At 67.2% G+C, this 24,318-nt stretch carries 39 protein-coding genes; 17 read left to right on the forward strand and 22 right to left on the reverse strand.

The genetic code is table 11. The features are described 5' to 3' along the window. The first annotated feature begins 1 nt into the window (after position 1). Entirely contained in the window at positions 2-388 is a 387-nt protein-coding gene (locus CIW48_RS15480; protein ID WP_149311575.1) for a hypothetical protein, read from the forward strand. A 45-nt stretch (positions 389-433) separates the two neighbouring features. Next, a complete protein-coding gene (locus CIW48_RS33265; RefSeq protein WP_173009276.1) occupies positions 434-598 on the forward strand; it encodes a hypothetical protein in 165 nt (54 codons plus the stop codon). 6 nt (positions 599-604) lie between these two features. Here the strand turns inward: CIW48_RS33265 and CIW48_RS15485 are convergent, their stop codons facing one another. The 6 genes from CIW48_RS15485 to CIW48_RS15505 form a co-directional block, all read right to left on the reverse strand. Continuing rightward, complete coding sequence (locus tag CIW48_RS15485; protein WP_149311576.1) at positions 605-922, reverse strand: helix-turn-helix domain-containing protein; 318 nt, start codon at positions 920-922, stop codon at positions 605-607. Then, positions 919-1,044, reverse strand: coding sequence for a hypothetical protein (locus CIW48_RS34535; RefSeq protein WP_281407350.1), 126 nt, complete (start codon positions 1,042-1,044; stop codon positions 919-921). The genes CIW48_RS15485 and CIW48_RS34535 overlap by 4 nt, the downstream gene beginning before the upstream one ends. A 36-nt stretch (positions 1,045-1,080) precedes the next feature. Further along, complete coding sequence (locus CIW48_RS15490) at positions 1,081-1,794, reverse strand: Crp/Fnr family transcriptional regulator (RefSeq protein WP_246695257.1); 714 nt, start codon at positions 1,792-1,794, stop codon at positions 1,081-1,083. Positions 1,795-1,900: 106 nt separating this feature from the next. Next, a complete protein-coding gene (locus tag CIW48_RS15495; protein WP_149311577.1) occupies positions 1,901-2,164 on the reverse strand; it encodes a hypothetical protein in 264 nt (87 codons plus the stop codon). Then, positions 2,161-2,940: a Crp/Fnr family transcriptional regulator gene (locus CIW48_RS15500; RefSeq protein WP_149311578.1), complete on the reverse strand. Its 780-nt coding sequence runs from the start codon at positions 2,938-2,940 to the stop codon at positions 2,161-2,163. The genes CIW48_RS15495 and CIW48_RS15500 overlap by 4 nt, the downstream gene beginning before the upstream one ends. A 316-nt stretch (positions 2,941-3,256) precedes the next feature. Then, positions 3,257-3,517: a hypothetical protein gene (locus tag CIW48_RS15505; protein ID WP_149311579.1), complete on the reverse strand. Its 261-nt coding sequence runs from the start codon at positions 3,515-3,517 to the stop codon at positions 3,257-3,259. A gap of 172 nt (positions 3,518-3,689) precedes the next feature. On the opposite strand from CIW48_RS15505, the gene CIW48_RS15510 reads away from it, so the two are divergent. The 3 genes from CIW48_RS15510 to CIW48_RS15525 all read left to right on the forward strand — a co-directional run bounded on the left by CIW48_RS15510 (position 3,690) and on the right by CIW48_RS15525 (position 4,815). Continuing rightward, on the forward strand, positions 3,690-3,923 hold the full coding sequence (locus tag CIW48_RS15510; protein WP_149311580.1) for a DUF2171 domain-containing protein: 234 nt from the start codon (positions 3,690-3,692) through the stop codon (positions 3,921-3,923). Positions 3,924-4,193: 270 nt separating this feature from the next. After that, entirely contained in the window at positions 4,194-4,541 is a 348-nt protein-coding gene (locus CIW48_RS15520) for a TfoX/Sxy family protein (RefSeq protein ID WP_149311581.1), read from the forward strand. Then, entirely contained in the window at positions 4,525-4,815 is a 291-nt protein-coding gene (locus CIW48_RS15525; RefSeq protein ID WP_149311582.1) for a hypothetical protein, read from the forward strand. The genes CIW48_RS15520 and CIW48_RS15525 overlap by 17 nt, the downstream gene beginning before the upstream one ends. Positions 4,816-4,899: 84 nt before the next feature. Here the strand turns inward: CIW48_RS15525 and CIW48_RS15530 are convergent, their stop codons facing one another. The 4 genes from CIW48_RS15530 to CIW48_RS15545 all read right to left on the reverse strand — a co-directional run bounded on the left by CIW48_RS15530 (position 4,900) and on the right by CIW48_RS15545 (position 6,626). Next, entirely contained in the window at positions 4,900-5,121 is a 222-nt protein-coding gene (locus tag CIW48_RS15530) for a hypothetical protein (RefSeq protein ID WP_149311583.1), read from the reverse strand. A gap of 628 nt (positions 5,122-5,749) precedes the next feature. Further along, on the reverse strand, positions 5,750-5,950 hold the full coding sequence (locus CIW48_RS15535) for a hypothetical protein (RefSeq protein ID WP_149311584.1): 201 nt from the start codon (positions 5,948-5,950) through the stop codon (positions 5,750-5,752). Continuing rightward, positions 5,935-6,213, reverse strand: a complete 279-nt coding sequence (locus CIW48_RS15540; protein WP_149311585.1) for a hypothetical protein — start codon at positions 6,211-6,213, stop codon at positions 5,935-5,937. Before CIW48_RS15540 ends, CIW48_RS15535 begins: the two co-directional genes overlap by 16 nt. Beyond that, positions 6,210-6,626, reverse strand: coding sequence for a DUF5681 domain-containing protein (locus tag CIW48_RS15545; RefSeq protein WP_149311586.1), 417 nt, complete (start codon positions 6,624-6,626; stop codon positions 6,210-6,212). Before CIW48_RS15545 ends, CIW48_RS15540 begins: the two co-directional genes overlap by 4 nt. 726 nt (positions 6,627-7,352) lie before the next feature. Here CIW48_RS15545 and CIW48_RS33975 point away from each other — a divergent pair. Then, entirely contained in the window at positions 7,353-7,664 is a 312-nt protein-coding gene (locus CIW48_RS33975; protein WP_149311587.1) for a hypothetical protein, read from the forward strand. 361 nt (positions 7,665-8,025) lie between these two features. Here CIW48_RS33975 and CIW48_RS15560 read toward each other — a convergent pair whose 3' ends face one another. From CIW48_RS15560 to CIW48_RS15570, 3 genes are read right to left on the reverse strand one after another with little or no spacing between them, the layout of a single operon-like run. After that, positions 8,026-8,340, reverse strand: a complete 315-nt coding sequence (locus tag CIW48_RS15560) for a hypothetical protein (RefSeq protein WP_149311589.1) — start codon at positions 8,338-8,340, stop codon at positions 8,026-8,028. Continuing rightward, positions 8,340-8,639 (reverse strand): hypothetical protein, encoded by a 300-nt coding sequence (locus CIW48_RS15565; protein WP_149311590.1) that lies wholly within the window; start codon positions 8,637-8,639, stop codon positions 8,340-8,342. Before CIW48_RS15565 ends, CIW48_RS15560 begins: the two co-directional genes overlap by 1 nt. Positions 8,640-8,652: 13 nt before the next feature. After that, the gene (locus CIW48_RS15570; RefSeq protein WP_149311591.1) at positions 8,653-8,847 is read right to left on the reverse strand and encodes a hypothetical protein; all 195 of its coding nucleotides are present in this window, start codon (positions 8,845-8,847) and stop codon (positions 8,653-8,655) included. 339 nt (positions 8,848-9,186) lie between these two features. Here CIW48_RS15570 and CIW48_RS15575 point away from each other — a divergent pair, with 339 nt between their 5' ends. After that, the gene (locus tag CIW48_RS15575; RefSeq protein WP_149311592.1) at positions 9,187-9,372 is read left to right on the forward strand and encodes a hypothetical protein; all 186 of its coding nucleotides are present in this window, start codon (positions 9,187-9,189) and stop codon (positions 9,370-9,372) included. A gap of 4 nt (positions 9,373-9,376) precedes the next feature. Beyond that, positions 9,377-9,895 carry an HD domain-containing protein gene (locus CIW48_RS15580; RefSeq protein WP_149311593.1) on the forward strand — a complete coding sequence of 173 codons (519 nt, stop codon included), beginning with the start codon at positions 9,377-9,379 and terminating at the stop codon, positions 9,893-9,895. A 335-nt stretch (positions 9,896-10,230) separates the two neighbouring features. Here CIW48_RS15580 and CIW48_RS15585 read toward each other — a convergent pair whose 3' ends face one another. From CIW48_RS15585 to CIW48_RS15615, 7 genes are all read right to left on the reverse strand, one after another. Then, complete coding sequence (locus CIW48_RS15585; RefSeq protein ID WP_149311594.1) at positions 10,231-10,497, reverse strand: hypothetical protein; 267 nt, start codon at positions 10,495-10,497, stop codon at positions 10,231-10,233. 245 nt (positions 10,498-10,742) lie between these two features. Then, positions 10,743-11,009 (reverse strand): hypothetical protein, encoded by a 267-nt coding sequence (locus tag CIW48_RS15590; protein WP_149311595.1) that lies wholly within the window; start codon positions 11,007-11,009, stop codon positions 10,743-10,745. A 601-nt stretch (positions 11,010-11,610) separates the two neighbouring features. Continuing rightward, positions 11,611-11,853 carry a hypothetical protein gene (locus CIW48_RS15595; protein ID WP_091776278.1) on the reverse strand — a complete coding sequence of 81 codons (243 nt, stop codon included), beginning with the start codon at positions 11,851-11,853 and terminating at the stop codon, positions 11,611-11,613. Between the two features lie 186 nt (positions 11,854-12,039). After that, the gene (locus CIW48_RS15600) at positions 12,040-12,252 is read right to left on the reverse strand and encodes a hypothetical protein (protein ID WP_149311596.1); all 213 of its coding nucleotides are present in this window, start codon (positions 12,250-12,252) and stop codon (positions 12,040-12,042) included. A gap of 87 nt (positions 12,253-12,339) precedes the next feature. Next, positions 12,340-12,561, reverse strand: coding sequence for a hypothetical protein (locus CIW48_RS15605; RefSeq protein ID WP_149311597.1), 222 nt, complete (start codon positions 12,559-12,561; stop codon positions 12,340-12,342). Positions 12,562-12,828: 267 nt separating this feature from the next. Then, positions 12,829-13,047: a hypothetical protein gene (locus CIW48_RS15610; protein ID WP_149311598.1), complete on the reverse strand. Its 219-nt coding sequence runs from the start codon at positions 13,045-13,047 to the stop codon at positions 12,829-12,831. Between the two features lie 123 nt (positions 13,048-13,170). Beyond that, on the reverse strand, positions 13,171-13,452 hold the full coding sequence (locus tag CIW48_RS15615; RefSeq protein WP_149311599.1) for a hypothetical protein: 282 nt from the start codon (positions 13,450-13,452) through the stop codon (positions 13,171-13,173). Between the two features lie 281 nt (positions 13,453-13,733). On the opposite strand from CIW48_RS15615, the gene CIW48_RS15620 reads away from it, so the two are divergent. The 8 genes from CIW48_RS15620 to CIW48_RS15650 all read left to right on the forward strand — a co-directional run bounded on the left by CIW48_RS15620 (position 13,734) and on the right by CIW48_RS15650 (position 19,560). Next, positions 13,734-14,243 (forward strand): hypothetical protein, encoded by a 510-nt coding sequence (locus CIW48_RS15620; RefSeq protein WP_149311600.1) that lies wholly within the window; start codon positions 13,734-13,736, stop codon positions 14,241-14,243. Next, positions 14,240-14,746: a hypothetical protein gene (locus CIW48_RS15625; protein ID WP_149311601.1), complete on the forward strand. Its 507-nt coding sequence runs from the start codon at positions 14,240-14,242 to the stop codon at positions 14,744-14,746. Before CIW48_RS15620 ends, CIW48_RS15625 begins: the two co-directional genes overlap by 4 nt. A 524-nt stretch (positions 14,747-15,270) precedes the next feature. After that, positions 15,271-15,405, forward strand: a complete 135-nt coding sequence (locus CIW48_RS34540; protein WP_281407352.1) for a hypothetical protein — start codon at positions 15,271-15,273, stop codon at positions 15,403-15,405. Positions 15,406-15,633: 228 nt separating this feature from the next. Next, complete coding sequence (locus CIW48_RS15630) at positions 15,634-16,413, forward strand: SDR family oxidoreductase (protein WP_091776302.1); 780 nt, start codon at positions 15,634-15,636, stop codon at positions 16,411-16,413. Between the two features lie 64 nt (positions 16,414-16,477). Beyond that, positions 16,478-17,761 carry an amidase gene (locus CIW48_RS15635; protein ID WP_149311602.1) on the forward strand — a complete coding sequence of 428 codons (1,284 nt, stop codon included), beginning with the start codon at positions 16,478-16,480 and terminating at the stop codon, positions 17,759-17,761. A 52-nt stretch (positions 17,762-17,813) separates the two neighbouring features. Continuing rightward, positions 17,814-18,056: a hypothetical protein gene (locus CIW48_RS15640; protein WP_149311603.1), complete on the forward strand. Its 243-nt coding sequence runs from the start codon at positions 17,814-17,816 to the stop codon at positions 18,054-18,056. Positions 18,057-18,149: 93 nt separating this feature from the next. Continuing rightward, positions 18,150-18,404 (forward strand): hypothetical protein, encoded by a 255-nt coding sequence (locus tag CIW48_RS15645; RefSeq protein WP_149311604.1) that lies wholly within the window; start codon positions 18,150-18,152, stop codon positions 18,402-18,404. Between the two features lie 355 nt (positions 18,405-18,759). Then, positions 18,760-19,560 (forward strand): class II aldolase/adducin family protein, encoded by an 801-nt coding sequence (locus tag CIW48_RS15650; protein ID WP_149311605.1) that lies wholly within the window; start codon positions 18,760-18,762, stop codon positions 19,558-19,560. A 283-nt stretch (positions 19,561-19,843) separates the two neighbouring features. Here the strand turns inward: CIW48_RS15650 and CIW48_RS15655 are convergent, their stop codons facing one another. Then, positions 19,844-20,743, reverse strand: coding sequence for a LysR family transcriptional regulator (locus CIW48_RS15655; RefSeq protein ID WP_149311606.1), 900 nt, complete (start codon positions 20,741-20,743; stop codon positions 19,844-19,846). 143 nt (positions 20,744-20,886) lie between these two features. Here CIW48_RS15655 and CIW48_RS15660 point away from each other — a divergent pair, with 143 nt between their 5' ends. After that, positions 20,887-23,034 carry a malate synthase G gene (locus tag CIW48_RS15660; RefSeq protein WP_149311607.1) on the forward strand — a complete coding sequence of 716 codons (2,148 nt, stop codon included), beginning with the start codon at positions 20,887-20,889 and terminating at the stop codon, positions 23,032-23,034. A gap of 141 nt (positions 23,035-23,175) precedes the next feature. Here CIW48_RS15660 and flhB read toward each other — a convergent pair whose 3' ends face one another. Further along, positions 23,176-24,237, reverse strand: coding sequence for a flagellar biosynthesis protein FlhB (gene flhB / locus CIW48_RS15665; protein ID WP_149311608.1), 1,062 nt, complete (start codon positions 24,235-24,237; stop codon positions 23,176-23,178). Positions 24,238-24,318 lie beyond the last annotated feature (81 nt).

A 24,318-nucleotide genomic window follows, 5' to 3' on the forward strand; every position in this document is an offset into this window, starting at 1 on the left:
GATGGCTTCCAGTTTCGCACCCACCATGCTCCCCGACGCCGCCGCCCTGTGGCGCAGCGCGCTTGAGGATCTGTCCGAGCACGCCTCTCCCTACCGGTATCTCCTCCCGGCTCGGTGGGCGGCGCTCCGGACGAACGCCATAGCCTTCTGCGAGAAGTTCGGAGCCGAGGCCCACCGGCACGGCTGGACGGCGCCGGAGCTGTTCGCGGTGCATCCGGAGCACGGCACCCTACGCGTGGACTACTGCGGGGTTCTGATGGTGATGAGCGACCCAGCCCGAGGCGTTGAGGAGCAGCGGATCCTGTTCGAGCGGCTGACCGGCTACCGGAACAAGGTCGGCCAGCAATGGGGCATCCCGGTCTGGGAGTTCGCCAAGAAGGGCCACTAATGCGTGACAAGGGGAGCGCTCCGCGGGCCCAGCCGTTGCCCCAGGATGCGCACAGCCCTTGTCGTCCTGATCATGCTCGTTCGCTTCGGACCCGACCTCGTATACGCGGCGGGCGACACGCTCCCGCATCCGGATCCGTCGCGCCAGACGACGGCACCCAAGTGGGTCGTCAGCCCGCCAGCGGTGGTGGTGATCCGGCCGCCGCACTGACGACGCTCACGGCCGCTGGTTGCCTTTCTGGCGCTTCGCCCGCCGCTCCGCCAACAGCGCTTTGAAGTCGATGATCTCGCTCTCGGGCAGCTTCGCGGCGCGCCTACGCCCCTGCGTAGGTTGAGGCGGGCATTCCACCCGTCTCTGCTGCTCTCGAAACCGGGCGATGTCCTCGGGGTCGAACCGCTTGCGGATCCGCTTCTCGCCCAACCCGACCGCGATGTAGGCGATGTCGCCGCGAGCGACGTGATCATCGAAGGTCCACCTACCGATCCGCAGGAGCTTGGCTGCCTCGTCGGCGGTGAGGAGATCGGACTCAATCATCCTGGGACCGGGAAGCCCATGATGACGGCGGTCATCACCATCGTGCGGCGCAGACCGGGCGTGGTCGCCTCGTCCGCCAGCAGCTTCTTGGCCTGCGGGTGCATCTCTACGGCCTTGGCCACGTCGGTGCGGCAAACCTGAGGCGGCGAAGCGAAAGATCATTCGGCGTCGGGGCTATCCAGATGCAGGTAGGTCGGATCGAACTCCGCAGCCGCCTTCAGCCCCTCCCAGTCGTTCACCATCAACCGCCTGTTGCGCAGTGTGATCAGGCCAGCAGCTTTCAGCTCCCGCATCGTGCGGTTCACGTGGACCGATGTGATCCCGAGCGCGTCGGCTAACTCGGTCTGCGTCATGGGCAGTGAGCAAGTCCGTTCAGGCGCCAGCCCGACAGCGTCCAGGCGCGTGATAAGCTCGCAGAAGAGGTGGGCCATGCGGGCGTAGGCTTCGCGTCGGCCGATGTTGAGCATCCACTCGCGGACGATGGCCGCATCGATCAGCGTCGAGCGCCAGAACGTGCTTACCAGCCTCGGCTGCGCCTTGAACAACGCACGCAACGCGTCGTGCTCGATAAAGCCGATCCGGCAGGGGCTGACCGCAGCAATGCTGTTGTCGAGCACCTTCAGGTGCACGCTCTGGAGATCAGGCAGGTCACCGGGAACGTGGTAGGCCATGACTTGGCGCTTGCCGGAGCGGGTGGTCTTGTAGACCGCGACGAAACCTTCCAGCACGGTAAAGCAGCGGGACGGCAGATCACCTTCCCGCGCAATGTCCTGGTTGGCATCGAAATGGGCCATGTGCATGGACAAGGCGCGGAGCGCGGCTCGCTCTTCCAGCGACAGATTGAAGAGACTGATGCTTTCCGCCTTGTCCACGAATAGATGCGTGTGGGGTTGGTGGAGAAGTCCGGTTACCACGTTCCCGTCCCAAGCGTGCGAGCGCAATGCCTTCAGCCACTAACCGTAACCGCGCACTGTTCAATTATGTTGCGGCGGCTGACGTGTCCTTCAATCCGAGCCGAGCGCAGATCCAGGCTTGTGCCTCCTCGATGTCGGAGAACAGGGGACCGGATATGTCGGTGACCGGCCCAAAGCCGGCCTCCAGGAACCACTTGCCGGCGTTTGCTTCATGCTGGTCGGAGAGACGCACGAGGATCGCGACCAGCAAACCCTCGTGGAACACGAGCTGGCTCTCCTGATCGTCACTGCCCGTTGCAACCTGCACGGGCTGAAGGCGAAGGCTCATGCCGCGTCTCTCCCGCCCAGATGAAGGTAGTTCGACTTGAACTCGGCTAGCGCCTCCAAGCCGGCCAGATCCAGGATCTTCAACTGCCGCCCTGACAGCTCAATCAGCCCGCGCGCCCTCAAGCTCCCGAGCATGCGGCTGACGTGCACGCCGGTCAGGCCGGTGGTGTCGGCCAGATCCTCCTGGCTGATCGGCAGTGGGTAGCCGTCGCCGGCTGTTCGGTTCACAGCGCGCAGACGCAGCAGCAGCTCACACATGAGGTGCGCGATGCGCTCCTCGGCGGAGCGACGGCCGACGTTGACCAACCATTCGCGCAGCGTCGCCTCGTCGACCAGCGTGGCCAGCCGCAGGGCATACGTTATGCCGGGGTGGTCCTGCAGGAGCCCCTGGATGGTGGAGAGATCGATCCGGACCACTCGGCAGGCCGATAGCGTGCCGATGGCGTGATCCATAGCCTTGAGCATGGCCACGTCGAGGTCGCAGTAATCGCCCGGCACGAGGTAGGCCATGATCTGGCGCGCGCCGTTGGCCCTGCGCTTGTAGCGGCAGGCGATGCCGTCGAGGATGAGGTAGACGCCGTCCGGCCTGTCGCCTTCGCGGATCAGGTCCGTGCCGGCCGGGACCAGATGCGGCTTAGCGCTGATCCGCTCCAGCACCGCACGGTCATCATCGGCGAGGGGGGCGAGGCTCTCCAGCTTCAGGATCAAGGGGTTGTCGGTCCGCCTAGCTGGGCGCGATATGCCGCCTCCGGCACCAGCTTTGTCGTTGTTCTGCATCGCCCCTCACCAGCTCGTGCGTAAAGTTGCCGAGTGGCGAGTGAGGCAGTCAGTCCCATGTTCCGCGGCTGACGCGGCACCGACGCGATCAGTCAGCCGTGGAACGAGCGTCCGACACCCAGCTCTCCGTTCGGAAGGTGTAATCTAGATCAACGCTCATTCACGGCCAGTGCGTCTACCTAGCACTCCATCATAGTCTAATAGTGCACAAACACGTTCAAGGCCTGATTTCTGAAATCAGGGAGTGTACCGATGTGGCTGCTGCGGCAATGCGGGCCTTTTGCTTGCTGTCGTCTCAGAGCAGAGGCAACCGTCCTCACAGTCGTACAGGCTCTTTGACCCCGTCTTCGTCGCCCGTGTTCGAAGCAGATGAACTCGCCTTGTGGATCGACAGGCGACCTTCCATCCGCGCGATCTGGTGGCCAAGCCGACGAAGCACCTGCTCGTTCTCGTCCAGCCGCCGCTCAATGACGGATATGCGCCGCGACAAGCGCTCCTCGGTCGCGTGCAGCTCGCCAGCGAGCCGCCGTTCGAGCGCTTCGGTATCGGCCGGGAGCCGGCGCGGCCATGTCAGCATGAGTGCCCCCTAACTTCCAGCGGTGTCGGCCTCAGAGCTACGTCAGGGAGCTATGGCGAGCGCCCGCCCCGTCCATCGCTGGTCTCTGTGTCTCTCAACTGGTGCAGAATAACTGAACCGGAACATCGTTCTTTGGACCCAGATTACGGCTGGTCAACAGGGAGAGAAATCGATGGTCGATGTCACACAGATCCAGGAGCATGCCGAGGTGCTTGGCTCGGACGGGAAACACGTCGGGACCGTCGATCACATCGACAAGGGCGAAATCAAGCTGACCAAGAAGGACGCAGCCGCGGGCGGTCTGCACCATTTTATCCCGGTCGATTTCGTACGAGCGATCGAGGGTGGAAAGGTTCATCTCGACCGACCAGCGGATGAGGTCATGCGCGAGTGGTCGACGTCCTAACACGTCCGCCTCGATGGCGGACGGAAGCTTCAGAAGCCGACCGGGCGGCGGGGCTCGACGCCTCGACGTTCGGGGCGCACAGCCTACGGGCTGGCTACATCACGACGGCGGCTGATCGCGGGGCGGACCTCGCGCGGATCATGGACCAGTCGGGCCACCGGGATCCGCGGACCGTGGTGGGCTACATCCGCCGCGCCAACGCCTTCAAAGGGCACTCAGGAAGCGGGTTCTTGTAGAACGACCTCATCTCTCTGCCTCAGGAGATCTCCAATGGCGTCGAGCCAGCACACCGTAGACGCGATCCTCGAACAGGCCGCTGGCGCCGGAGCCGTGACGGCCAAGAAGATGTTCGGCGAGTATGGGCTCTTCCTCGACGGGAAGATGGTCGCCCTCGTGTGCGACGACCGCCTGCTCGTGAAGCCAACCCATGTGGGCCGCAGCCAAATCGGCGCCGTTCGAGAAGAAGCTCCCTATCCCTGCGCAAAGCCGTGCTTCGTCGTCCACGGCGAGCGTTGGGACGAGGCCGACTGGCTCGCCGAGTTGTTTCGGGTCACAGCCGCCGGTCTACCGATGCCAAGGCGAAGCAGGGGAAGCGATCGAAATGATGCACAGCCCTGATCTGGAGCGCGTGGCGCACGTCATCGCCGACAACGTAGTCTCGGCCGTCATACGTGATCCGCAGTCGCCGCTGCGGGACACCCCTTCCGCGCGGGAAGCGGCCGCAACCGCGATCATGGTCGAGGTACTGCGGATATTGCCGACTGAGGACAGCGACCGGCTCGCGCAAGCCTGCAACCGTGGGCTCGGCGAGTTGATGATAACGGAGGCGTCGGGCCCTGTAGTTACGGCGGTCAATCCCGGCGATGGATCGGTGACGATGCGACAGGGATAGCCGGTCGTCGGCTACATCCATCGCGCCAACACCTTCATCTAGGCACACAGCGGAAGTGCGCTTCTGTGCTGCGCTGAGATCGTCTCAATGTTGGATTGGCAGACGTCCTACAACCAATCCCGCCTCATCTCTCACGATCAGCACCCAGGACTGATCCGGATTGGCTTCGATCACCTCATCGGCCATTTCGGCGATGACACTTCGCGCCTCAGTGAGCGCCTCATCGAGGTCCGCAGCCTCAACGCTCTCGTCATCCAAAATCGTCTCCACGCCGTTCGACACATCAAAGAAAAAGCGCGGCGCCACGGCTAGGCTCCCTGATGCACGGTCGTCACGAGAGCGAGCGGTTCGGCCGCCTACGTATTTTGACTTCATGGTAGGAGCGTTGCTGCGAAAGGCAAAGGCATCCGATAGGCCAAAGGGGTACGTATTTAAGCTTGTCAACACTATAAAAAAGTGTCCTATTCAATGCGTCTGCGCGTCTGCGTCCCCAAATCACGCTAATTTAGAGTGATATATTGAGTTGATAACAAACAACTTAGGGGGATAAAAATGCTTATGATATTCGAGCAGCTTCCGGATGTGAGTGAGAACGAGAAGGAGGTTAGCAAATATAGACTACATGCTCATATTGCTGGAATGATTGCGAAAATCCAGCGCGGAAGATTGCCCATTATAAATAATGACAAGGGAGATTTCGATCCGGGATCACCCTAGATCACGTATTATGTTTCAAGTGAATACAGAAGATTAGTTCAGGTATTGCAGCTGCTACTCCGCTTCTGCTCACTGCGCTTAGGCTGGCCCGCGCCGTAGCTAGAGCGTGCGGTGGCGTTTCATCAGTGCTCGGTAACGAACCGCACAGCCCACTCGTCGGCGGACAGCTCTGGGCCGGCGAGACACAGCACGCCGTTGCTGACCGCGGCCTCGATCGTCATGACAGCATCTCCTCTCGGTGCATGACGGCGGTTGCCCATTCCATGCGGGTCGGGTCGACCGCCTCGCGGGCTTCGAGCTGCCGCAGCACGCCGATCATGCCCTCCAACTCCTCGTCGGTCATGCGCTCCGGGCCCGGCTTCAGGTCAGGGTAGCGGCTCTCCAGACGCATCATGCGGGCTTTCAGAGTCGTGGACACAGCCGGGCCTCCATTTCCAGGTAGCTCTCGCGGACATCGCGCTCGTGGGATCGGATCTGCGCGATCAAGGCACGGTGCTCCGGGTCGGTCTCGGCATCCCACTCGGCCATCAGCTCATCGATGCCGCCGGCCGCGCCGGCCATCCGGTGCAGTCGACCGAACAAGGCCAGTTCGACCTCCTCGTAGGTCATGTGGTCGAACTGGCCGGTCCCGTGCTTCGTCTCTAGGCGGATCAGGCGGGCCTCGAGCGCTTTCAGGTTCATCGTCCTCGCGCCTCCAGTGCGGTCATGCGTCGATGCAGTTCGGTCGCCTCAATCGCCCGCACATGCACGTCGAGGGTTTTGGAGATCTCGGCCGCCTCGGCGGGGGTTAGCTCGCCCGCAGCAACCGCAGCTACGATGGCGCCCGTGGCTTTCGGTAGGTCATCCGTGGTCGCGATCGGCGGCAGAGCGAAGGCGATCGGCCTGTCCTTGCGGGCCGGCAGGATCCGTTCAAGGCAGAGCCGGAGGGCCACCGTGTCGCCCTCCTGGGCCAGTTCGATGGCCTTGCGGGTCAGCGCCGCCGCCTCACCATCCAAAAGGGCTTCAAGGGCGAGCGTGGTCGCGTTGCGGGTGCCCTTGGCCTTCCCCGCCGGGTTGCCGGACTGCCCCGGCCGGAATTTGCCCCCGCTGCTCATGGCCTATCCTACCACACACTCGTCATAGCTGCAGTCTATCGTCTCACGTTCAATATGCTCACCTGCAAATGCAGCCCAGATGCAGATCGAAGGTGCCGCTGCCATCAGCCCCGTAGCGCCTCGGCAGGTCCTCGAAGGGTGGCTGCGGCGGCCTGCTGGCGGACCTCGTTGGCGTCGTCTCAAGCCTCGATGCAGAGGGCTGCAGTGAGCGCCATCTGGCGGGCGGCCTCGATGCCGCCGAAGGCGGCTTGCTCTCGACGGGTCATCGCTGAACCTCCGCGGAATGGTTCCGCAGTGCAGCGTGCCGCATCGCACCGCACGCTCTCGGCCGGTCAGGCATCTTCATTGCAGACGGTTTCAGGAGGCCTCGCCCAAAGGCCACCGCGCAATGACTGGAGTGCACGACATGGTCCTGAAGGGCTTTTCCTACGCGATGATCGGTGCCTTCGTGGGCGGCCTCGCGATGACGGTCGCGGGTTCGGCTGTGGTGCTGTTCGGCCTGTAAGCCCACCAGGATGCCGGCGCCTGAGAGGGTGGCCGACGATGAGTTTCCTGACAGCGGCGGGTGCGATCCCCGCCGCTTTCGTGTGTTCGGCGAGAGCCCGATGCGAACGGCCAAGCCATCGGGTTGATGAACGAGCGGACCAGAACTAATTCAGCGCCCTTGCCGCACTCTGCTGTCATCCGGTCCGGCAAACCCGGTCCGAGGGTTCAAGAGGTTTGGTCATGATGCGCACCAAGATGCTGGGTCTAACCGCATTAGTCGCAGCAGGGCTTACCACCGCCACGGCAGCGAACGCGGCGCCTGTGGGGTACGGCCTAGCCAATAATGGAACGCTGATCGAGCGCGTGGCCGGTGGCTGTGGTCCCGGCTTCCACCCCAACCCGTGGGGGCGCTGCCGTCCCAACGATCGTGGGTGGGGCTATGGTGGTCCCCGCGGCTACTACGGCGACCGGCCCGGTTATGGGTATGGCCGGGGCTACGATCGCGGGTACGGTGGGTACGACGGGCCGCGCCGGTTCTACGGCGGGTACTAGATCTCGGCCATGGGCCGGGGCGTCAGGTGTTATCTCGGCAGCCCTGTCCAAGCCTCGCAGATGAAGGTTATGCGCCGCTCGGCGCGGGCAGGGTCGGCTTCCGCAACCTGGCGCAGCACGGCCTCCATAGCCTCGGAGCCGCGAAGCGCTGCGGCAGCCTCACCCTGTCGGCGCATAGCCGAACGGTGAGCCTTCATCGCCGGCCCAGCCTTCGGCCCGGTCTCAATGGCCTCCATTGTGGTGACCAAAGCCGACACGACCGGAGCGACCTCGCGCCACGTCGGTATTGGCGGTTGCTCGGGCTCCGCCTGGGGCACCTGACTTGGCGGTGGTAGGGCGAAGTTGGTGGTCAGCGGGCGCTTCATACCGGGGCTCCTGCGGCGCTGGCAGACAGCGCGTCTAGCTCGGCCTCGAATTCGGCCATCTCCGCGTCGGTGAAGGCGACGGCGCTGCACCACTGGTAGTGAACCGCGAGGGGCATCGCGTAGCTCGGCACCCTGTAGGAGCCGAGCGCATCGCGGCGGGTCTCGGTGCCGACATCGACGATCAGCCCGGCCTCGAGCAGATTGCGTAGCGTCTTCATGGAGCAGGATGGCGGCTCGCCGCAGCCGATGCGGTCGAGGGCGCGGCGCTCGGCCGATGTGCGGCCGGGATGGGGCATGCGGGGCTCCGACATCAGCAGGCCTCCGGCTGGGCGGCGATCTCGGTCTCGGTCAGTTCCGCGGTGCGCAGGACGGCCGGCCCCACGAAGTCGGCGACGGCGCGGCCTTTGTCGTCGTCCGGCAGGCTGGCGATGATCTCCAGGCCGACGGTGGATCCGAGCAGCAGGACATGCAGCCAGCCGACAGGCTGATCCGTGCGGCGAGCGAGAACAACAGTCAGTGATCCGACGCGCCCATAAACGGCGATCTCCTCATAGAGCGCCGTCGGGGCGGGCTTCTGCAGCCGAGTGGGCAAGGTTACGACGTTCGACATGACGGCCCTCTTATTAGGCTGCAGATCGGGCGAGGGCGGCGCGCAGCCGCTGCACCTCGCCCTTTGACGGCGACGTCGCGATGATCTGCGCTGGCCGTTCATGGCTGGCGACCTCGACCCGCACCCGGGCTTTCTCTTCGACCGCCGACTTGTACTGAAGCATCCAGTAAGCGGCTGCCGGTTCCCGACTCGCCTCGGTCTCGCTCATCGCGTCCTCCTACAGGTTAGGGGAGGGGCAGGTGAGATTGCAGGTTCGAGGCAGAGCGCAGGTAGTGCTCTTTGCCATGCCATGCCGTCGGACCGTGAACGGAAATCGAACGTCGGCCCATACATGCCGATGAGAGTCGAGCAATTCCCCATTGTTTTGAGACATTTGGGTTGAGGGAATTATCTTGACATGGTAGGGGTCACAGGTTCGATCCCTGTCGCGCCCACCATCTAACCTACGGAGGTTGGATGGTTTTCAGACCGGAAGCGGTCATCGGCTCAGTTCTCTCAGGTTCAGCGAACCTGAAACGGGTTCAGCGGACCTCATCGGCAGGTTCGCGTGGCCACTGCCCTAACCGTCCTCGAACCCGGCACGGCTGCCGAGATCGCCGATCAGGAGATCGACGCCGCGGTCGACCCGGTGCTGGCCGACCGCGTGTCCGAGGCGCGGACTTCGGACAAGCCGGCTTGGAGGCGCAGCGTGGTCCGGACTGGGATCCTGCTGGCGCATCCGATGAAGGGATGACCGAGTGATCCTGCCTCCGCTCCGCCGCACAGCAGCCGACGCGCAGAAAGTCGCCGCCATCGTCCACGCAGGGCAGACGGATAAGGCGGGCAGGCCATATGTGGAGCACTTGGCGCGGGTGGCCGCTGGCGTCCTCAGGCTATCCGAGGGGTGCCCGTTCTGGTCGGACGAGGAACGGGATGAGGCGGTGCAAGCCGCGTGGCTGCACGATGTTGTTGAGGACACGAGCTTCGGCTTTGCTGGCTTGGCCAAAGAAGGCTTTAGCGACAACGTGCTGACCTCCGTCGCCATGCTGACGAAGCCGGGCGGGACGGTCACCTACGCGGCCTGGATCAGCAATATCGCGAAGGTCGGAACCCTTCGAGGCATCCTCGTCAAACTTGCCGACCTCGAAGACAACAGTGATCCCGAACGGCTGGCCCTCCTCCCGGAAGAGACCTGTCAGCGACTCCTCCGCAAATACGAACCGGCCAAAGACGTCCTACGAACAGCGGCTCGGGCAAAGGGGTGGCAGGCGGCATAGCTGGCGCGCATGCCGAACGCTCCCTCGCCTCGAGGTGCCCGGCCGCACCGAGCCATCCGCCAGCGCGCCCGCCGCGCCGGCATTCCCGGTCGAGCTCGGTCTGCGCATACACGCGCCTGGCGACCGATCGCCCTGCGATCAGCGAATGGCGCCGGACCCTGAAGCGGTGGCGCTCCGCGGCGGCACCGCACAGGTCCTCACCCTTTCGGCCCGGTCCCACAACTTGACTTCGGGAGGGCACGGCAGCGTTCGATCCAACTGCGCCGCCAGGACCGCCGCCAGCGCTTCTCCAGAGCGTCCGCTCGCTCGTCGTCCGGCACAGCCGCACGACCGCTTCAATTTTCCTGGGCTTCGCGAAGCACAGCGCGGACCTGTCCAGCCGCAGCAGCAAGCACGGTTCTTCGCACGGATCCGTCCGGGCCATCCTCCACAGAGGATCCAAGCCTGTAATTGATACGGTTCTCGACCGCGTGCAGCAATTCGCGAGCGGCGTCGTCTTCGATGCCGCGCAGCGTCTGCGCGAGATCGAGATATGCGCTTCGCATCAGGCCAAAGGCCAGGCGCGTCGCGACTTCATCCGCACTCGGCATCGTTTCAGTCATGGCGTGCTCTCTACAAAACACGCTCCCCAGAGATCGAATTCTATAAACTCTCGATATAGGATTGTAAATACAGATTTAGACACGACTCCGCAGCCGGAATGCAGATCTCTCCGCAGGCGGAAATTTAACATAGGACAATGATCAAACGAGGCGGCAGCCACGTCCATTTCCGGGGTTCGCGCAGAGGGTGATCGGCCCTTCACCCTGACGAGCGGTGAACGGCTCGCGGCCTGCGCACGAGCCTCTCAGCGCTGGCCTGCCGGTTCCGCGAGCGAAGCCGGACCGTCCGGAACGATGCGCCTCGGCGGCGCATCGGACCAGTTCTGGCCTGGCTGGGGCATAGCCCAAGCCAGAGCTGCAATAGCGGCAAGGCTGAAGCCAACGCAGAGCAGCGCCGCCCCGATAGGACGGGCGAGTGCGCGCTGACGCCATGCGCGCTCCACCAAAACGTAACCAGCGCTCCAAGTCAGGATCGCCAGCAGCGGGAAGAGACCGAGCAGCATCGCGTTCATCGCCTGCCCACCTAGTGACCGGCGAGCTGCAGGAAGGCGAGGAGATCGAGCGCATCGTGCGGGGGCTGCGTCAGGCCGCCCCGCTCGCTGGGCGCTTCGCCCGTCACGGCAATTCGGTGCGCGGCGGGATCTTGCCACGCCACCGTGCTCACGGTCCCGAGAGATGCGAGCCAGAGGCACGTCAGCCCGCAAAATATCTTCCAGCGCCGGGACCTGTGGTCGCTGCATTCATGAGCCAGAACATCGCGCGGTGCGGCCCGGTTCACGGCGGTACAGCCACTGACCATGGTATCCTCCATCTCGCCCGGCGTATTCGGGGCGCCGATGAAGGGGTAAGAGGCTCGATTTACACGACGATGTCTTGTTTGTTGCGACTGAAATCCGGATTACTGGGATGCTCTGCCGCTGCGCCTGTTCCGCTATCAGCGGTGGCTCAAGGCTGTGCGGGGGCGGCATGATGCTCGCCTCTTCCGTTCAGCATGGTGAGGCGACCGACGGCACGAAACGCGGCTGTCTCGTCGTCCGTCCGGACGGACGTATGGACCAATACCAGCGACCAAGACCGCAATGGCCGCGCAAGTGATCGGGTATGCGGCAGACTTTAAGATTCAGCCTCGACCTCGTCATCGCCGCCAGTCGCACCGACTGCTGGCCCCGGCCGATAGGCGTCCAGCGCCGCATAGGCATCGGTATCGGTTAGCCCCAGCCGCTCCATGTCGGTCAGGAGCGCCAGGATGTCGGCGTCAACCGGCTCGCCGGCCTCTTTGCTCTCGATCAGGGTATTGACCAGTTCCAGGTCGTTGATGGACGTCGCGCTCGGTTCATTCGGATCGGGGAAGGCCATGGTCGGTCTCTCACAGGATAGCCCTCAGACCTAGGTCACCCGCCTGTGCCCGGCCACACCCCGCACCGGTCTCATTACCTCCCCGGAGCAGCAATATCGGCCGGTTCTACCAGCGCAGGAGGTTTGCCGGGGCCAGCAGGCCTCCCCGCCACCGAGGCCGCGGAGCAGTGTAGGGCCAAGCCGATCTCAGACGCTGATGTCGACCACACGCTTCTGCGGTGCGAGACGCGCCTGGCCATCGGCCTGCGTCGCGATGCCGGCAGGCGCAGGCTCGGGCACCTCCATCGTGACGGTATGGAGGCCCCTGCGATGTTCGAGCGCGGCATCGGCTTGCGCCGATTGGATCATCCCTGTCGCCGCCAAGGGTCCAACGGTGTTGATCGAGGTGGTGATCGTCATGGCTCGGACCTCCTCGCGGAGGATCAGATCATGGAATCGATGATCAACCCGTTTTGCCAATGCATTCAAGTTGAGTGGTTCCCGCGATCAAGCGGAAACGCTGCCGGCCGTCCTGTGCAAGACATCGCCCGAGCTGTCGCCGGGGCGGAGCGTCATCAGCCCGATGCTGGCCGATACGACCGCGAGCATCAGCAGCAGAAACAGGGCCTCTCGCAACTCCGCCGCGTGTCCCTCGGCGTCTCGGAGGGCAAACGCCCCTACGGCGAGCACCGCGATCAGCGCGACCGGGACGACGAGAACGATGGGCATCGGGCGCTCCTGGCGAGCACATAACGATAGCTTGAACCACAAGTTGCCAGGCGGAGCGAGTTTTGATGCATCCCCGCCCCGAAGCTCCTCCTGCCACCGATTGAGGACGAGTTCCTCGCCACGACGGTGCAGCCTGGCGCGAGCGTCCCCTTCGGCGGGGCGATCCGCGAGGATAGCGCCGCTGCCCCGCCAATGGCCTCAGGGATCCAGTCGGCCGAGCGACTCCGCTCGTCCGCCCTGTCGCGGCGTCGGTGGAGACCGAGGCCGCTACGGTATCGCGGCCCGGTCGAGGGCCGCGCGGCGCAGCCGACAAGCGGCATCCCGGACGCGGCCCATCCGGTCCCGTCGTCCGTCCGGCCGCAGGCGGTCACAGGTCACCGCCGCTGCGTCCAGCGCGGCCGAGGCGGCCGCCATGAGGGCCAGCGCCGTCGCCGAACCGACCGAGATCAGGAAGAAGATCGTTGCGATGACTTGCGGAGCGGTCATGGCGCACCTCCTCGGGTGCCTTGAGATGATGGTCGACACTTATGGCTGCCGCGGACGGGATTGCGTGCGGACGAGCACGGGCCGTGCTGGGTCGAGCGAGCCACGTGGGCGCCGCGACGCCCGTCATCGCGGCCGTAGCGGCGCGCGCTCCGTACAGGAGGAGAATCTTAGCTCCATCTTCCGGCCGTCGCGCGCTACGACTTCGCAGGGCTGGTTCAGGAACAGGGCTATCGAGATCAGCCGGACAGCGCGCGGCGGCATCGCCTCCGGCTGAACTTCGATCCGCGCACCGGAGGTCCTGAGTTCCCAAATGAGACAATCACAGCATTCCTGCGGATCCCCAAAGAAGATCTGCCCGGTCTTGAAGGCCGGCCTCCAGGGCTCTTCCGAGCGGTTCTCGGCCATCGCGATCTCCTGAAGAACCGAGCGTTTCAACCTTTAACGACGCGCTGAATTCCAGTTCATTCCGGGCGCGATTTCCGTATCAAACAACACATCCGGCAGCGTCCCGACCGTGTGGGCCCGGCTACGGAAGGCCCACCGATCGACCTAGCTGTGCCCGGCCCGGCGCAGGCCGCCCACGGCGTTAATAATCCAATATCCTCCCGCAGCGGGATTAAGCTTTTGTTAACTATTATAAACAGTTTAGTCGGATCAGAATTCTATCGACAGGGAGCAGGGGATCCGTGAGCGAGCTGCAGAGGCTTCTGAACGATCCTCGGTTTCGGCCCGCAGACAGGACCAAGCGCAACGCCGGCGGCACGGCCGAACCCGATCTCGGCAACGTCCTGCGCGTCGTCGCGTCGATGCACCCACGGGCCGAATGTCCGAAGCCCTCGGCCGCGCCGCAGGATTGGGACGCGCTCATCCACCGGGTGCAGGCTGCCGCCCGCCAGGCGCGCGTGATTGAGGCCCAGGCCCGCGAGCGGGAGGCGCGCATCGAGCAGGTGCTGGATCAGGTCCGGGAGGAGATCCATGCCTCCAACGAGCGCGCCCGGATGGCCGAGATGCAGGCGCGCGAAGCCCAGCTGCGCGCCGAGGCGCAGATCATCGCCGCCGAGGAGCGCGCCAAGGCCGCCGAGGCTCGCGCCCGTGCCGCCGAGGACCGTGCCCGGCAAGCCGAGGAATGGCTGGACCGTGTCCAGCAGGCGATCCTGTCCGAGTTCTCGGACCTCACCGAGCAGGCTGCGGCATGAGCGGCGCTGCCCGCGCGCGGACCGAGATGACGGAGCCCCACCCCTTGGCCCATCCCCTGGCTCATCCGGTCGGGCCGCGTGAGGACCATGTCGCGCCGATCGACCGGGTCGTGGCGCTGTTCTCCGGCGCCGCTTCGGCCGCTCCCGCAGCGCCCGCGGACGAGGACGACTGGTCGGCCTCACTGTCCGCCGTGCGCGGCGTCGCGGCGCGGGTGCGCGCCCTGCAGGCGGACGCCCGCGATTCCGTCCGGGAGGCGCAGAGTTCCGTGCGTGCGGCCGAGACGGCGCGCCGCGCCGCGGAGGAGCGGGCTCGCCACGCCGAAGCGCTCCTGCAGGCGGCGCTCGCGCGGGCCGAGCAGGCCGAGGCGCAGGCCCGCGCGGCGGCCGAGCGGGCCGAACGGGCCGAGGCCCAGAGGGTGGAAGCGCGGGCGTGGCTGCGCCGGATGCACGAATGCCTGGTCAACGAGTTCGGCGCCCTGTCCCGGGCGGCGGATCAGCCCTGAGCCGGCTCGCAACGGCGCCCGAATGTCCGCCGGGCTACGCCGAGGCCGGCGGAGCCATGACGTCGACCGCGTGCTGCGCCCAGGCATAGGGCTCGGTGCGGCCGTGATACACCGCGATCTCCAGCTGCAGGATCCGGTATGCAGGCCTCGGACAGGTCCGGCAGCAGATCGCGCCCGCCGTCGACGAAAGATGTGATCTCGGGGAGCGGGCGCGCCTCGCTGTAGGTCACGACGACGTCCTGCTCGGCTGGAGATCGCGCGGGTTGATACAGTAGCGCGCGGGCATCCGGTCAGTCTCCCCCAACCGATCCACGGTGCGCCGCCCTAGAACCACCGTGCAACACCCCGATGAAGAGCGCCGGACGCCGCGAGCCAAGCCGGCCGCGCCCCGTGCGGTGCAGGTCCTGCATATTTTGCCACGGCTTCTGCAATTACGATCACTCGCCTTAATCCAACGAAAACAATTCTCAAGCCAAAGAAACCTGATCTCGTTGCCTCGACATCGTCCGCCTGGCAGGATCGCCGTGACCCTCAGCCTCGTCCTCAGCACGTCCCTTCCGCTCCTCACCGGGGCGGTGGCTCTGTTGTGGGCCGGGTTCGTCGCTCCGGAGCGGGAGGAGCATCCGGACGTGCCCAGCGCCCGCGACCTGCGCACTTGATGAGCGCCGGGAGCCGGCCGAGCGTCCCCTCGGGACGCGTCCGGGATCGACGCGCGGGCCTTGCCAGGCCATGCTAAGAGGCGCCCTCGGCCGGACCGGCCGCCCTGTCGGCGGAGAACGGCCCGAGAGGCTCGACACCCTGTCCCGGACCGCTTTCGGGGGAGGCGCCCGGCGCGCTATGACGCAACGGACGCCCTCGCGGCGAGGGCCGGCTCACGGAGGCTTTCCATGGATCTCGGCTTGAGCGGACGGCGGGCGCTCGTCTGCGCGTCGAGCAAGGGTCTGGGCAAGGGCTGCGCCCTGGCCCTCGCCCGCGAAGGCGTCGCGGTGACCATCACGGCCCGCACCGCCGAGACGCTGGAGCGGACCGCCGCGGAGATCCGCCGTGAGACCGGCGCCGCGGTGACCCTGGTCGTGGGTGATATCGCCACCGAGGCCGGCCGGGTCGCCGCACTGGCCGCCTGCCCCGAACCCGACATCCTGGTCAACAATGCCGGCGGCCCGCCCCCCGGCGATTTCCGCGACTGGGACCGCGACGCCTGGATCCGGGCGCTCGACGCCAACATGCTGGCGCCGATCGCGCTCATCAAGGCGACCGTCGACGGGATGATCGCCCGCAAGTTCGGCCGGATCGTCAACATCACCTCCGCCGCCGTGAAGGCGCCGATCGAGCATCTCGGCCTGTCGAACGGCGCCCGCTCGGGGCTGACGGGCTTCGTGGCCGGGCTCGCCCGGAAAACCGTGCGGCACAACGTGACGATCAACAACCTGCTGCCGGGCCCCTTCGACACCGACCGGATCCGCAGCAACGCCGAAGCCGGCGCCGCCAAGGCCGGCACCTCGGTGGAGGCGTTTCTGGAGGCCCGGGCCCGCGACAACCCGGCCGGCCGCTTCGGCCAGCCCGACGAGTTCGGCGCCGCCTGCGCATTCCTCTGCAGCCGGCAGGCGGGATTCATCACAGGCCAGAACCTGCTGATGGATGGCGGCGCCTATCCCGGCACGTTCTGACACGGACCGGGCCGCCGGGCCTTGCGCTTGCATGGGCGGCCCGGACCATGACGCGGTGAGGATCATGAGCATACGCGAGACCGTCGAGGCGCGGCTGGCCCGCGTCGCCGAGGGAGACCCGGCGGTCTTCACCCGGCTCTACCCGGCCGAGGCGCGCGCAGCGGCGGACGCCGCAGATGCGCGCCGCCGGGACGGCATCTCCCTCGGCCCCCTCGACGGCGCGATCGTCTCGATCAAGGACCTGTTCGACGTGGCGGGCGAGACGACGCGCGCCGGCTCGATCCTGCTGGCGGACGCAGCGCCGGCGCGGGCCGATGCCCCGGTGGTCGCCCGCCTGCGCCGGGCCGGCGCGGTGATCCTGGCCAAGACCAACATGTCCGAATTCGCCTTCTCGGGTCTCGGCCTCAACCCGCATTACGGCACCCCCGGCAACGCCGCCGATCCGGCGCGCATCCCCGGCGGCTCATCCTCGGGAGCCGGGGTCTCGGTGGGGCAGGGGACGAGCGACGTCGCGATCGGGTCGGATACGGGCGGCTCCGTCCGGATCCCGGCCTCGCTGAACGGCGTCGTGGGCTTCAAGCCCACCGCCCGCCGCGTGCCCCTGGAGGGGGCCTTCCCGCTGTCGTTCTCCCTGGATTCGCTCGGGCCCCTCGCCCGGACGGTGGCGGAATGCGCGGCCGCCGACGCCGTACTGGCTGGTGCGGAGCCCGTGCCGCTGGAGGCGTTCCCCGTCGCGGACCTGCGCATCGGCGTTCCGCGGGGCCTGCTGTTCACCGAGACGGAGCCGCTCGTGGCGGAAGCCTTCGAGCGCGCGCTGGCCTGCCTGTCCCGGGCCGGCGCCCGAATCGTCGACCACCCGATCGACGATCTCCTCACCGCGATGGACGTGGCCCTGCCGGACGGCTCCCTCGCGGCGATCGAGGCCGCGGCGATCCACGCCGACTGGCTGGACGGCGAAGCCGGCCGCTACGACCCGCGGGTCCACCGCCGCATCGTGGCCGGCCGGACCGCGACGGCGGCGCGCTACATCCGGACGTTGCGCAGCCGGGCCGAGCTGATCGCCGCCTTCGACCGGCATCTCGCCCCGATCGACGTGCTGGCACTCCCGGCGACCGCCATTACGGCGCCGCTCACCGCTCCTCTGGAGGCGGACGACGCGGCCTTCCTGGCAGCCAATCGCCTGATGCTGCGCAACACCGCCTTCGGCAACTTCTTTGACCTCACCGGCCTGTCCCTGCCGATGCCCGGCCTGTCCCGGCCGGCGGGGCTGATGCTGCTCGCCCGGCACGGGCAAGACCACCGGTTGCTGGCGATCGGGACCGGGGTCGAGGTCGCGCTGGCCGGCTGAGGCCCGGCTGGCCGTCACGCTGGGCCGATGCCATCCGGCGGCCCGATGAGCCGTGCTGTGCAGCAGCGCCCCCTCCCGAGCCGTCGCCGACGCGCCGGCTTCGCGGCACTACCGCGTGGAGAGCGACGCGAGCGGGATGATCGAGGTCGGATATCGGTGCGGTCCCAGAGCCCACCGCGACCCGCAGGGTCGGTGCGTCCTGAATGTCCGCCCGTTCTACGGCCCAGGTCCGGCCGTCTACGGACCCCGCTTCTACGGGCGCGAGCGCTTCGATCGAACCTGCACCGACCGCTGACCCCGCGATTGCCGCTGGCATCCCATAGCGCTACCCAGACTCGCGGCGGCAGCGCTGCTGCCGCCGCGATGCCGTATCCGGAGACCTGTGACGATGCGCGCCCTGCTGACCACCCTCGCAACCGTGATCGCCCTGACGACGGCGGCGGCGGCGCAATCCGTGCCGGAGCCGCCCATTCAGAGCCCGCAGGACGCAGCCTGCCGTGAGCAGGCGCGGGCCCAAATCTTCAGCTACCCGAACCCGAACAATCTCAGCCTCTACGACCTCGGCTCGCAGATCTGGCACCTGTGCATGGCGTCCTATCACGGCCGCGGTCCCAATCCCGGCCGCACCGAACAACGCTTCTAGGGCGGCGTCGGACCGCGTCACCGCCGCCGGGACGGCAGATCGTGATCATCGGCGGCGTCCTGGCGGAGGAGACGCGCGCTCTCAGCGCCAACGACCCGCCGCGGGCTATGCGAGCAGGGCCCGCTTTGGAGCGGGTCGAGGCCTGCCCCGGCGATGGTTCGTCCCCGGCTCCCGGCCCTGCGAGTGCCCGCCCGCGATTGGGCCACCGCATTGCCGGGCCGCGCGCCGTGGTGCACCCTGCCGGCGATTCTCGGGCTCGGACCTCGCCCCGAGCCGCCGCCCCGGAATCGCGGGACCGCCTGCGCCGGGCGGCGATCCCGGGACCCGACAGAGTCGGCCGGCAGGGAGCCGTCGCATGAGCGCAGCCACACACTCGACGGTCACGGACTGGGATGCAGGCCGCGCCGATCACGCCGCGATCCGGGCGATGCGCGTCGATCTCGCGGCCGCCTACCGTCTGATCCATCGCCTCGGCCTCGACGACAGCATCTACACCCACATCTCGGCCCGGCTGCCGGGGGGCGGGCACCGGTTCCTGATCAACCCCTACGGGATGCGCTTCGAGGAGGTGACACCGGAGAACCTCGTCACGGTCGACATCGACGGGCGGGTGCTCGAGGATCCGATGGGGCTCGGCATCAACCCGGCCGGGTTCACGATCCACAGCGCCATCCATGCGGCCCGCCACGACGCGATCTGCGTGCTGCACACCCACACGGTGGCGGGCGTGGCGGTTTCCTGCCAGGAGGAGGGGCTGCTGCCCCTGAACCAGTGGTCCATGCAGTTCACGGGGCGGGTTGCCTACCACGCCTACGAGGGCATCGCCCTCGACCTCGACGAGCGGCAGCGGCTGGTGGCCGATCTCGGTGACAAGCCCGTGATGGTTCTGCGCAATCACGGATTGCTGACCTGCGGGCGCACGGTCGGCGAGGCGTTCCGGCTGATGCACAACATGGAGCGCTCGTGCCGGGCGCAGCTGGCGATCCAGGCGGCGGGCGCGCCGGTGATCCGGCCCTCCTCCGCCATCGCCGCCAAGACCGCCGGGCAATACGCCGCCGGCTACGACCGCGTCGCGGTCCAGGGGGCGCCCGACAACGAATGGGCAGCGTTCAAGCGGATGCTGGCGCGGACGGATCCGGATTTCGCGCAGGGGTGAGGGTCCCGAAGGGGCGCGCCGCGACAGCCTTCGAACCGACGAACGCGCGCCGGCCCTCGACCGCATCCTGAGGTACCCGCGCCAGCGGGCCTCGACGGAGCCCGCCAGAAGGCGATGCGGCCGCCGAAGGGCTCCGTCGAGGCCGGGCGATCTCCAATCGCCCGGCACCCGAGGATCCGGGAGAGCGTGGGCGGTCCCTGGTCGGCCTGCCCCGGACTCGTGCGATCAATCTGTTCTCGCACGAGGCCCGGGCTCGTCGCGCCTCGCATAGACTGCCAGCCCCTCACCCCTCGGCCCCGGCCCCGCTCGCGCGGTAGGTCTGCTTCAGGAATGCGATGAAGGCCCGGGTTTTGGCCGGCACGAAGGCGCGGCTCGGGTAGACTGCGAAGATGCCCGCCGAGGCCGCCGCCGTGTAGGCGGGCAGCACAATCTCCAAGAGCCCGTCGCGCAGTTCCGCATGCACGTCCCAGGTGGACCGGAGCGCGATCCCGAGGCCGCCGATCACCGCCTCGCGCACAACCTCGTTGGAATGGGTGCGCAGGGGACCCGACGCGCTCACCGTGCAGGGTCCCTCCGGTCCGATGAGCCGCCAGGGATTCTGGTTCTCGGTGGCGAGGCAGACATGGCCGCGCAGATCCTCGAGGCTCTGCGGCCGCCCCGCCGCGTCGAGGTAGCTCGGCCGCGCGCAGAGGACCCGCCGCACCGGCGCGAGGCGCACCGCCGTCAGCCCGGAACTCTCCAGCGCGCCGACCCGGATCGCGAGGTCGTAGCCGCGCTCGACGATCGACTCGAAATCGTCACTCAGCTCCAGGTTGAGTACGAGGTCGGGGTGGAGGGCGAAGAAGGCCCGCAGATGCGGGACGATGTGCAACCGCCCGAAGGAACTCGGTGCCGTCACACGGAGCGTCCCGCGCGCGCGCGTCGCGTTCTGCGACACGAGGCTCTCGGCCTCCGCAATGGCGTCGACGATCGGGGCGATCCGCTCGAAGAAGGCCGCGCCGATATCGGTCGGGGCGAGACGTCGCGTGGTGCGGTGCAGCAGGCGCACGGCGAGCCGTTCCTCCAGCCGCTTCAGCCGCTTCGAGACCACTGCCACCGATAGGCCGAGTTCCGACCCGGCCTGGGTGAGGCTGCCGGTCCGGACCACGCGGGCGAAGATCTCGAGATCGCTCTGGTCGTGCATTCTCAACGCAGCGGAAAAAATCAAACTCCTTTTGCCGCCTTTTTCGCGGGTGCCAAGGGGTCTATCGAGGGAAATCAAAAAAATTTCACGGGCCGTTCGACTTTTTCTGACGGTCCGTACCCATCGCATCCCAGAGGATCGCCATGTCGGATCTCGTCGTCGCTGAAGACCTCCGCACCTTCCTGTCCGAGGAGGCGCTGCCCGGCACCGGCCTCTCGGCCGATCGATTCTGGTCGGGCTTCGCGGCGATCGTCCGCGATCTCGCACCGCGCAACCGGGCGCTGCTCGACCGGCGCGACGACCTGCAGGCCGACATCGATTCCTGGCACCGCGACCATCGGGGCCGGCCACACGATCCGGCCGCCTACGCGGCCTATCTCACGCAGATCGGCTACCTGCAGCCGGAGCCCGGTCCTGTCCGGGTGACCACCGAGAACGTGGATGCGGAGATCGCCGAGATTGCCGGCCCGCAGCTCGTCGTGCCGATCTCGAACGCCCGCTATGCGCTCAACGCCGCCAATGCCCGCTGGGGCAGCCTCTACGATGCCCTCTACGGCACCGACGCGATCCCGCAGGACGGAGACCGCGCGCCCGGCACCGGGTTCAACCCGGCCCGGGGCGCCGCGGTGGTGGCCAGGACCAAGGCGTTCCTCGATGCGACCGCGCCGCTCAGCGTCGGCTCCTGGGCCGATGCCGTGGGCTTCTCGGTGACCGGCGGCCGCCTGGCTGTGGACCTGGGCGCCGGACGCAGCGCCGGCCTGACCGGCGCGGCGGCGTTCGCCGGGTTCACCGGCACCTCCGAGGCGCCCACCGCCCTGTTGCTGCGCCACAACGGCCTGCATATCGAGATCGTCATCGACCGCACGAGCCCGATCGGCCGCACCGACCCGGCCGGCATCGCCGATGTGGTGCTGGAGGCTGCCCTCTCGACCATCATGGACATGGAGGATTCCGTCGCCGCCGTGGATTCGGCCGACAAGGTCGCGGTCTATCGCAGCTGGCTCGGCCTGATGCGCGGCGATCTCGCCGCCAGCCTGTCCAAGGGTGGCCGCACGATCGAGCGTCGGCTCGCCGAGGATCGGACCTACACGGCCCCAGACGGCGGGCGCCTGACCCTGCCGGGCCGCTCGCTGATGTTGGTCCGGCACGTCGGTCATCACATGTACACCGACGCCGTGACTCTCGACGGCGCCGAGATCCCCGAGACGATCCTCGACGCGGCGGTGACCGCGCTGATCGCCCTGCACGATCTGAACGGCACCGGCCCCTTGCGCAACAGCCGGACCGGCTCGGTCTACATGGTCAAGCCGAAGCTGCATGGTCCCGACGAGGTCGCCTTCGCGGTGGAGCTGTTCGGGCGGGTCGAGGCGCTGGTCGGGCTGGCGCCACGCACCCTCAAGATCGGCGTGATGGACGAGGAGCGGCGCACGACGCTGAACCTCAAGGCGGCCATCGCGGCGGCGGCGGAAAGGCTGTTCTTCATCAATACCGGCTTCCTCGACCGGACCGGCGACGAGATCCACACCTCGCTCGAGGCCGGTCCCGTGGTCCGCAAGGATGCCATGAAGGCGACCGCCTGGATCCAGGCCTACGAGGACGGCAACGTCGATGCCGGGCTGGCCTGCGGGCTGCCGGGCCACGCCCAGATCGGCAAGGGCATGTGGGCCGCCCCCGACCGGATGGAAGCGATGCTGGAGGCCAAGGGCGCCCATCCGGAGGCCGGCGCCAACACCGCCTGGGTGCCGTCCCCGACCGCCGCGACGCTCCACGCGCTCCATTATCACCAGACCGATGTCCGCGCCCGCCAGGCGGCGCTCGCCGGCCGGACGCCCGCGTCCCGCACCGCCATGCTGACCCTGCCGTTGGCCGAGGGTGCCTTCGCGGCGGAGGCGGTGCGGGAGGAACTCGACAACAATTGCCAGGGAATTTTGGGCTACGTGGTCCGCTGGATCGACCAGGGCGTCGGGTGCTCCAAGGTGCCCGACATCCACGAGGTCGGCCTGATGGAGGACCGCGCGACGCTGCGGATCTCCAGCCAGCACATCGCCAACTGGCTGCGCCACGGGATCGTGGACCGGGAACAGGTCGCCGAGTCCCTGCGGCGGATGGCGGGTGTGGTCGACCGGCAGAACGCGGGCGATCCGGCCTACAGGCCGATGGCCCCGGGCTTCGACGGGCCGGCCTTCCGGGCCGCGGAGGCCCTGGTCTTCGAGGGCGCGCAGCAGCCGAACGGCTACACCGAGTTCGTCCTGCACCGATTCCGCCGGGAGGCGAAGCGCCTGGGGGCCTGAGGCCGGTCCCGATCCGGTTCCCGGAGCGCGCGATGCGCTTCGGGACACGTCCTGACGGTGTCGGCGCCCGGTCAGCCTATGCCGGCAGGTCGGACCGAGCCACCGCGTCAGCGACATCGTCCTCCTCGAAGCCGGATCCCCTCAGCGTCGCTTGCGCGTCATCACGTAGACCAGCAGATTCGCCACCGCCCGGTAGAACTCCGCCGGGATCGCCTGGTCGACCTGGACATGGTCGTACATCGCCCGGGTCAGGGCCTTGTCGACGACGACCTCGATCCCGTTCTTCTCGGCGACCTCGCGGATACGCAGGGCGATGAGGTCCGCGCCCTTGGCCAGCACAACCGGGGCGTCGTTCTCGCTCTGGTCGTAGCGGAGCGCGATCGCGTAGTGCGTCGGGTTCGCCAGGACCATCGTGGCGCGGGGCACCGCGGCCATCATCTGCTTGCGCAGCCGGTCCTGCGCCAGTGAGCGCAGCCTGGCCTTCACCACCGGATCGCCCTCGGTCTGCTTGAACTCGTCCTTCAGCTCCTGTCGCGACATCCGCAGATCGCGCTGCCAGCGCAGGCGTGACCAGACCAGGTCGCCCGCCACCAGCGCGATGGTCGCGACGCTGACGGCCGAGATCAGGCGGACCGACAGGGTCAGCAGGAACTCGGGCAGGCCGATCGGGTCCACAAACATGACGTTCACGATCTCGTGCCGGTCGGCGCGCAGGACCATGAAGGACATGCCGCCGACCGCCAGGAACTTGAAGATACTTTTCCCGAACTCGACGAAACCTTGCTGGCTGAAAATCCGCTTCCACCCGCTGGCGGGCGAGATGCGGGACCATTGTGGCTGGATGCGATCAAACACGATGCGGGGCGCGTTCTGAAAGATCGAGGCGGCGATCCCGGCGACGAGCAGGATCACCAGCACCGGCAGCAGAAACCGGCCCATCTCCAGGGCCAGGGCGTGGACGAGGCGCGTGGCGTCCGGGCTTGTCTCGACGCTGAAGTTCCGCGGCTGCTCGAGGAGCAGGGTGAGCCGCTGCACGAACGGAGCACCCTGATCCCGCACCACGAAGACGAGGAAGATCAGCAGGCCCATGATCGAGGCGAAGACCGGCGCCTCGCGTGAGAATGGGGTGTTGCCCTGCGCGAGCGCATCGCTGATCTTCTTCTCGCTCGCCGCCTCGGTTTTGCTCTCCTTGTCGTCCGACATCGCGCCGCGTCGCTCTCGGGTGTTCTCCGCCGAGCGGCGAACCGACGCGGCGACGGGGTGCGTGTTGCCACACGGGCGAAG

The sequence above is a fragment of the Methylobacterium sp. P1-11 genome (assembly GCF_008329595.1).
Lineage (GTDB): Bacteria > Pseudomonadota > Alphaproteobacteria > Rhizobiales > Beijerinckiaceae > Methylobacterium.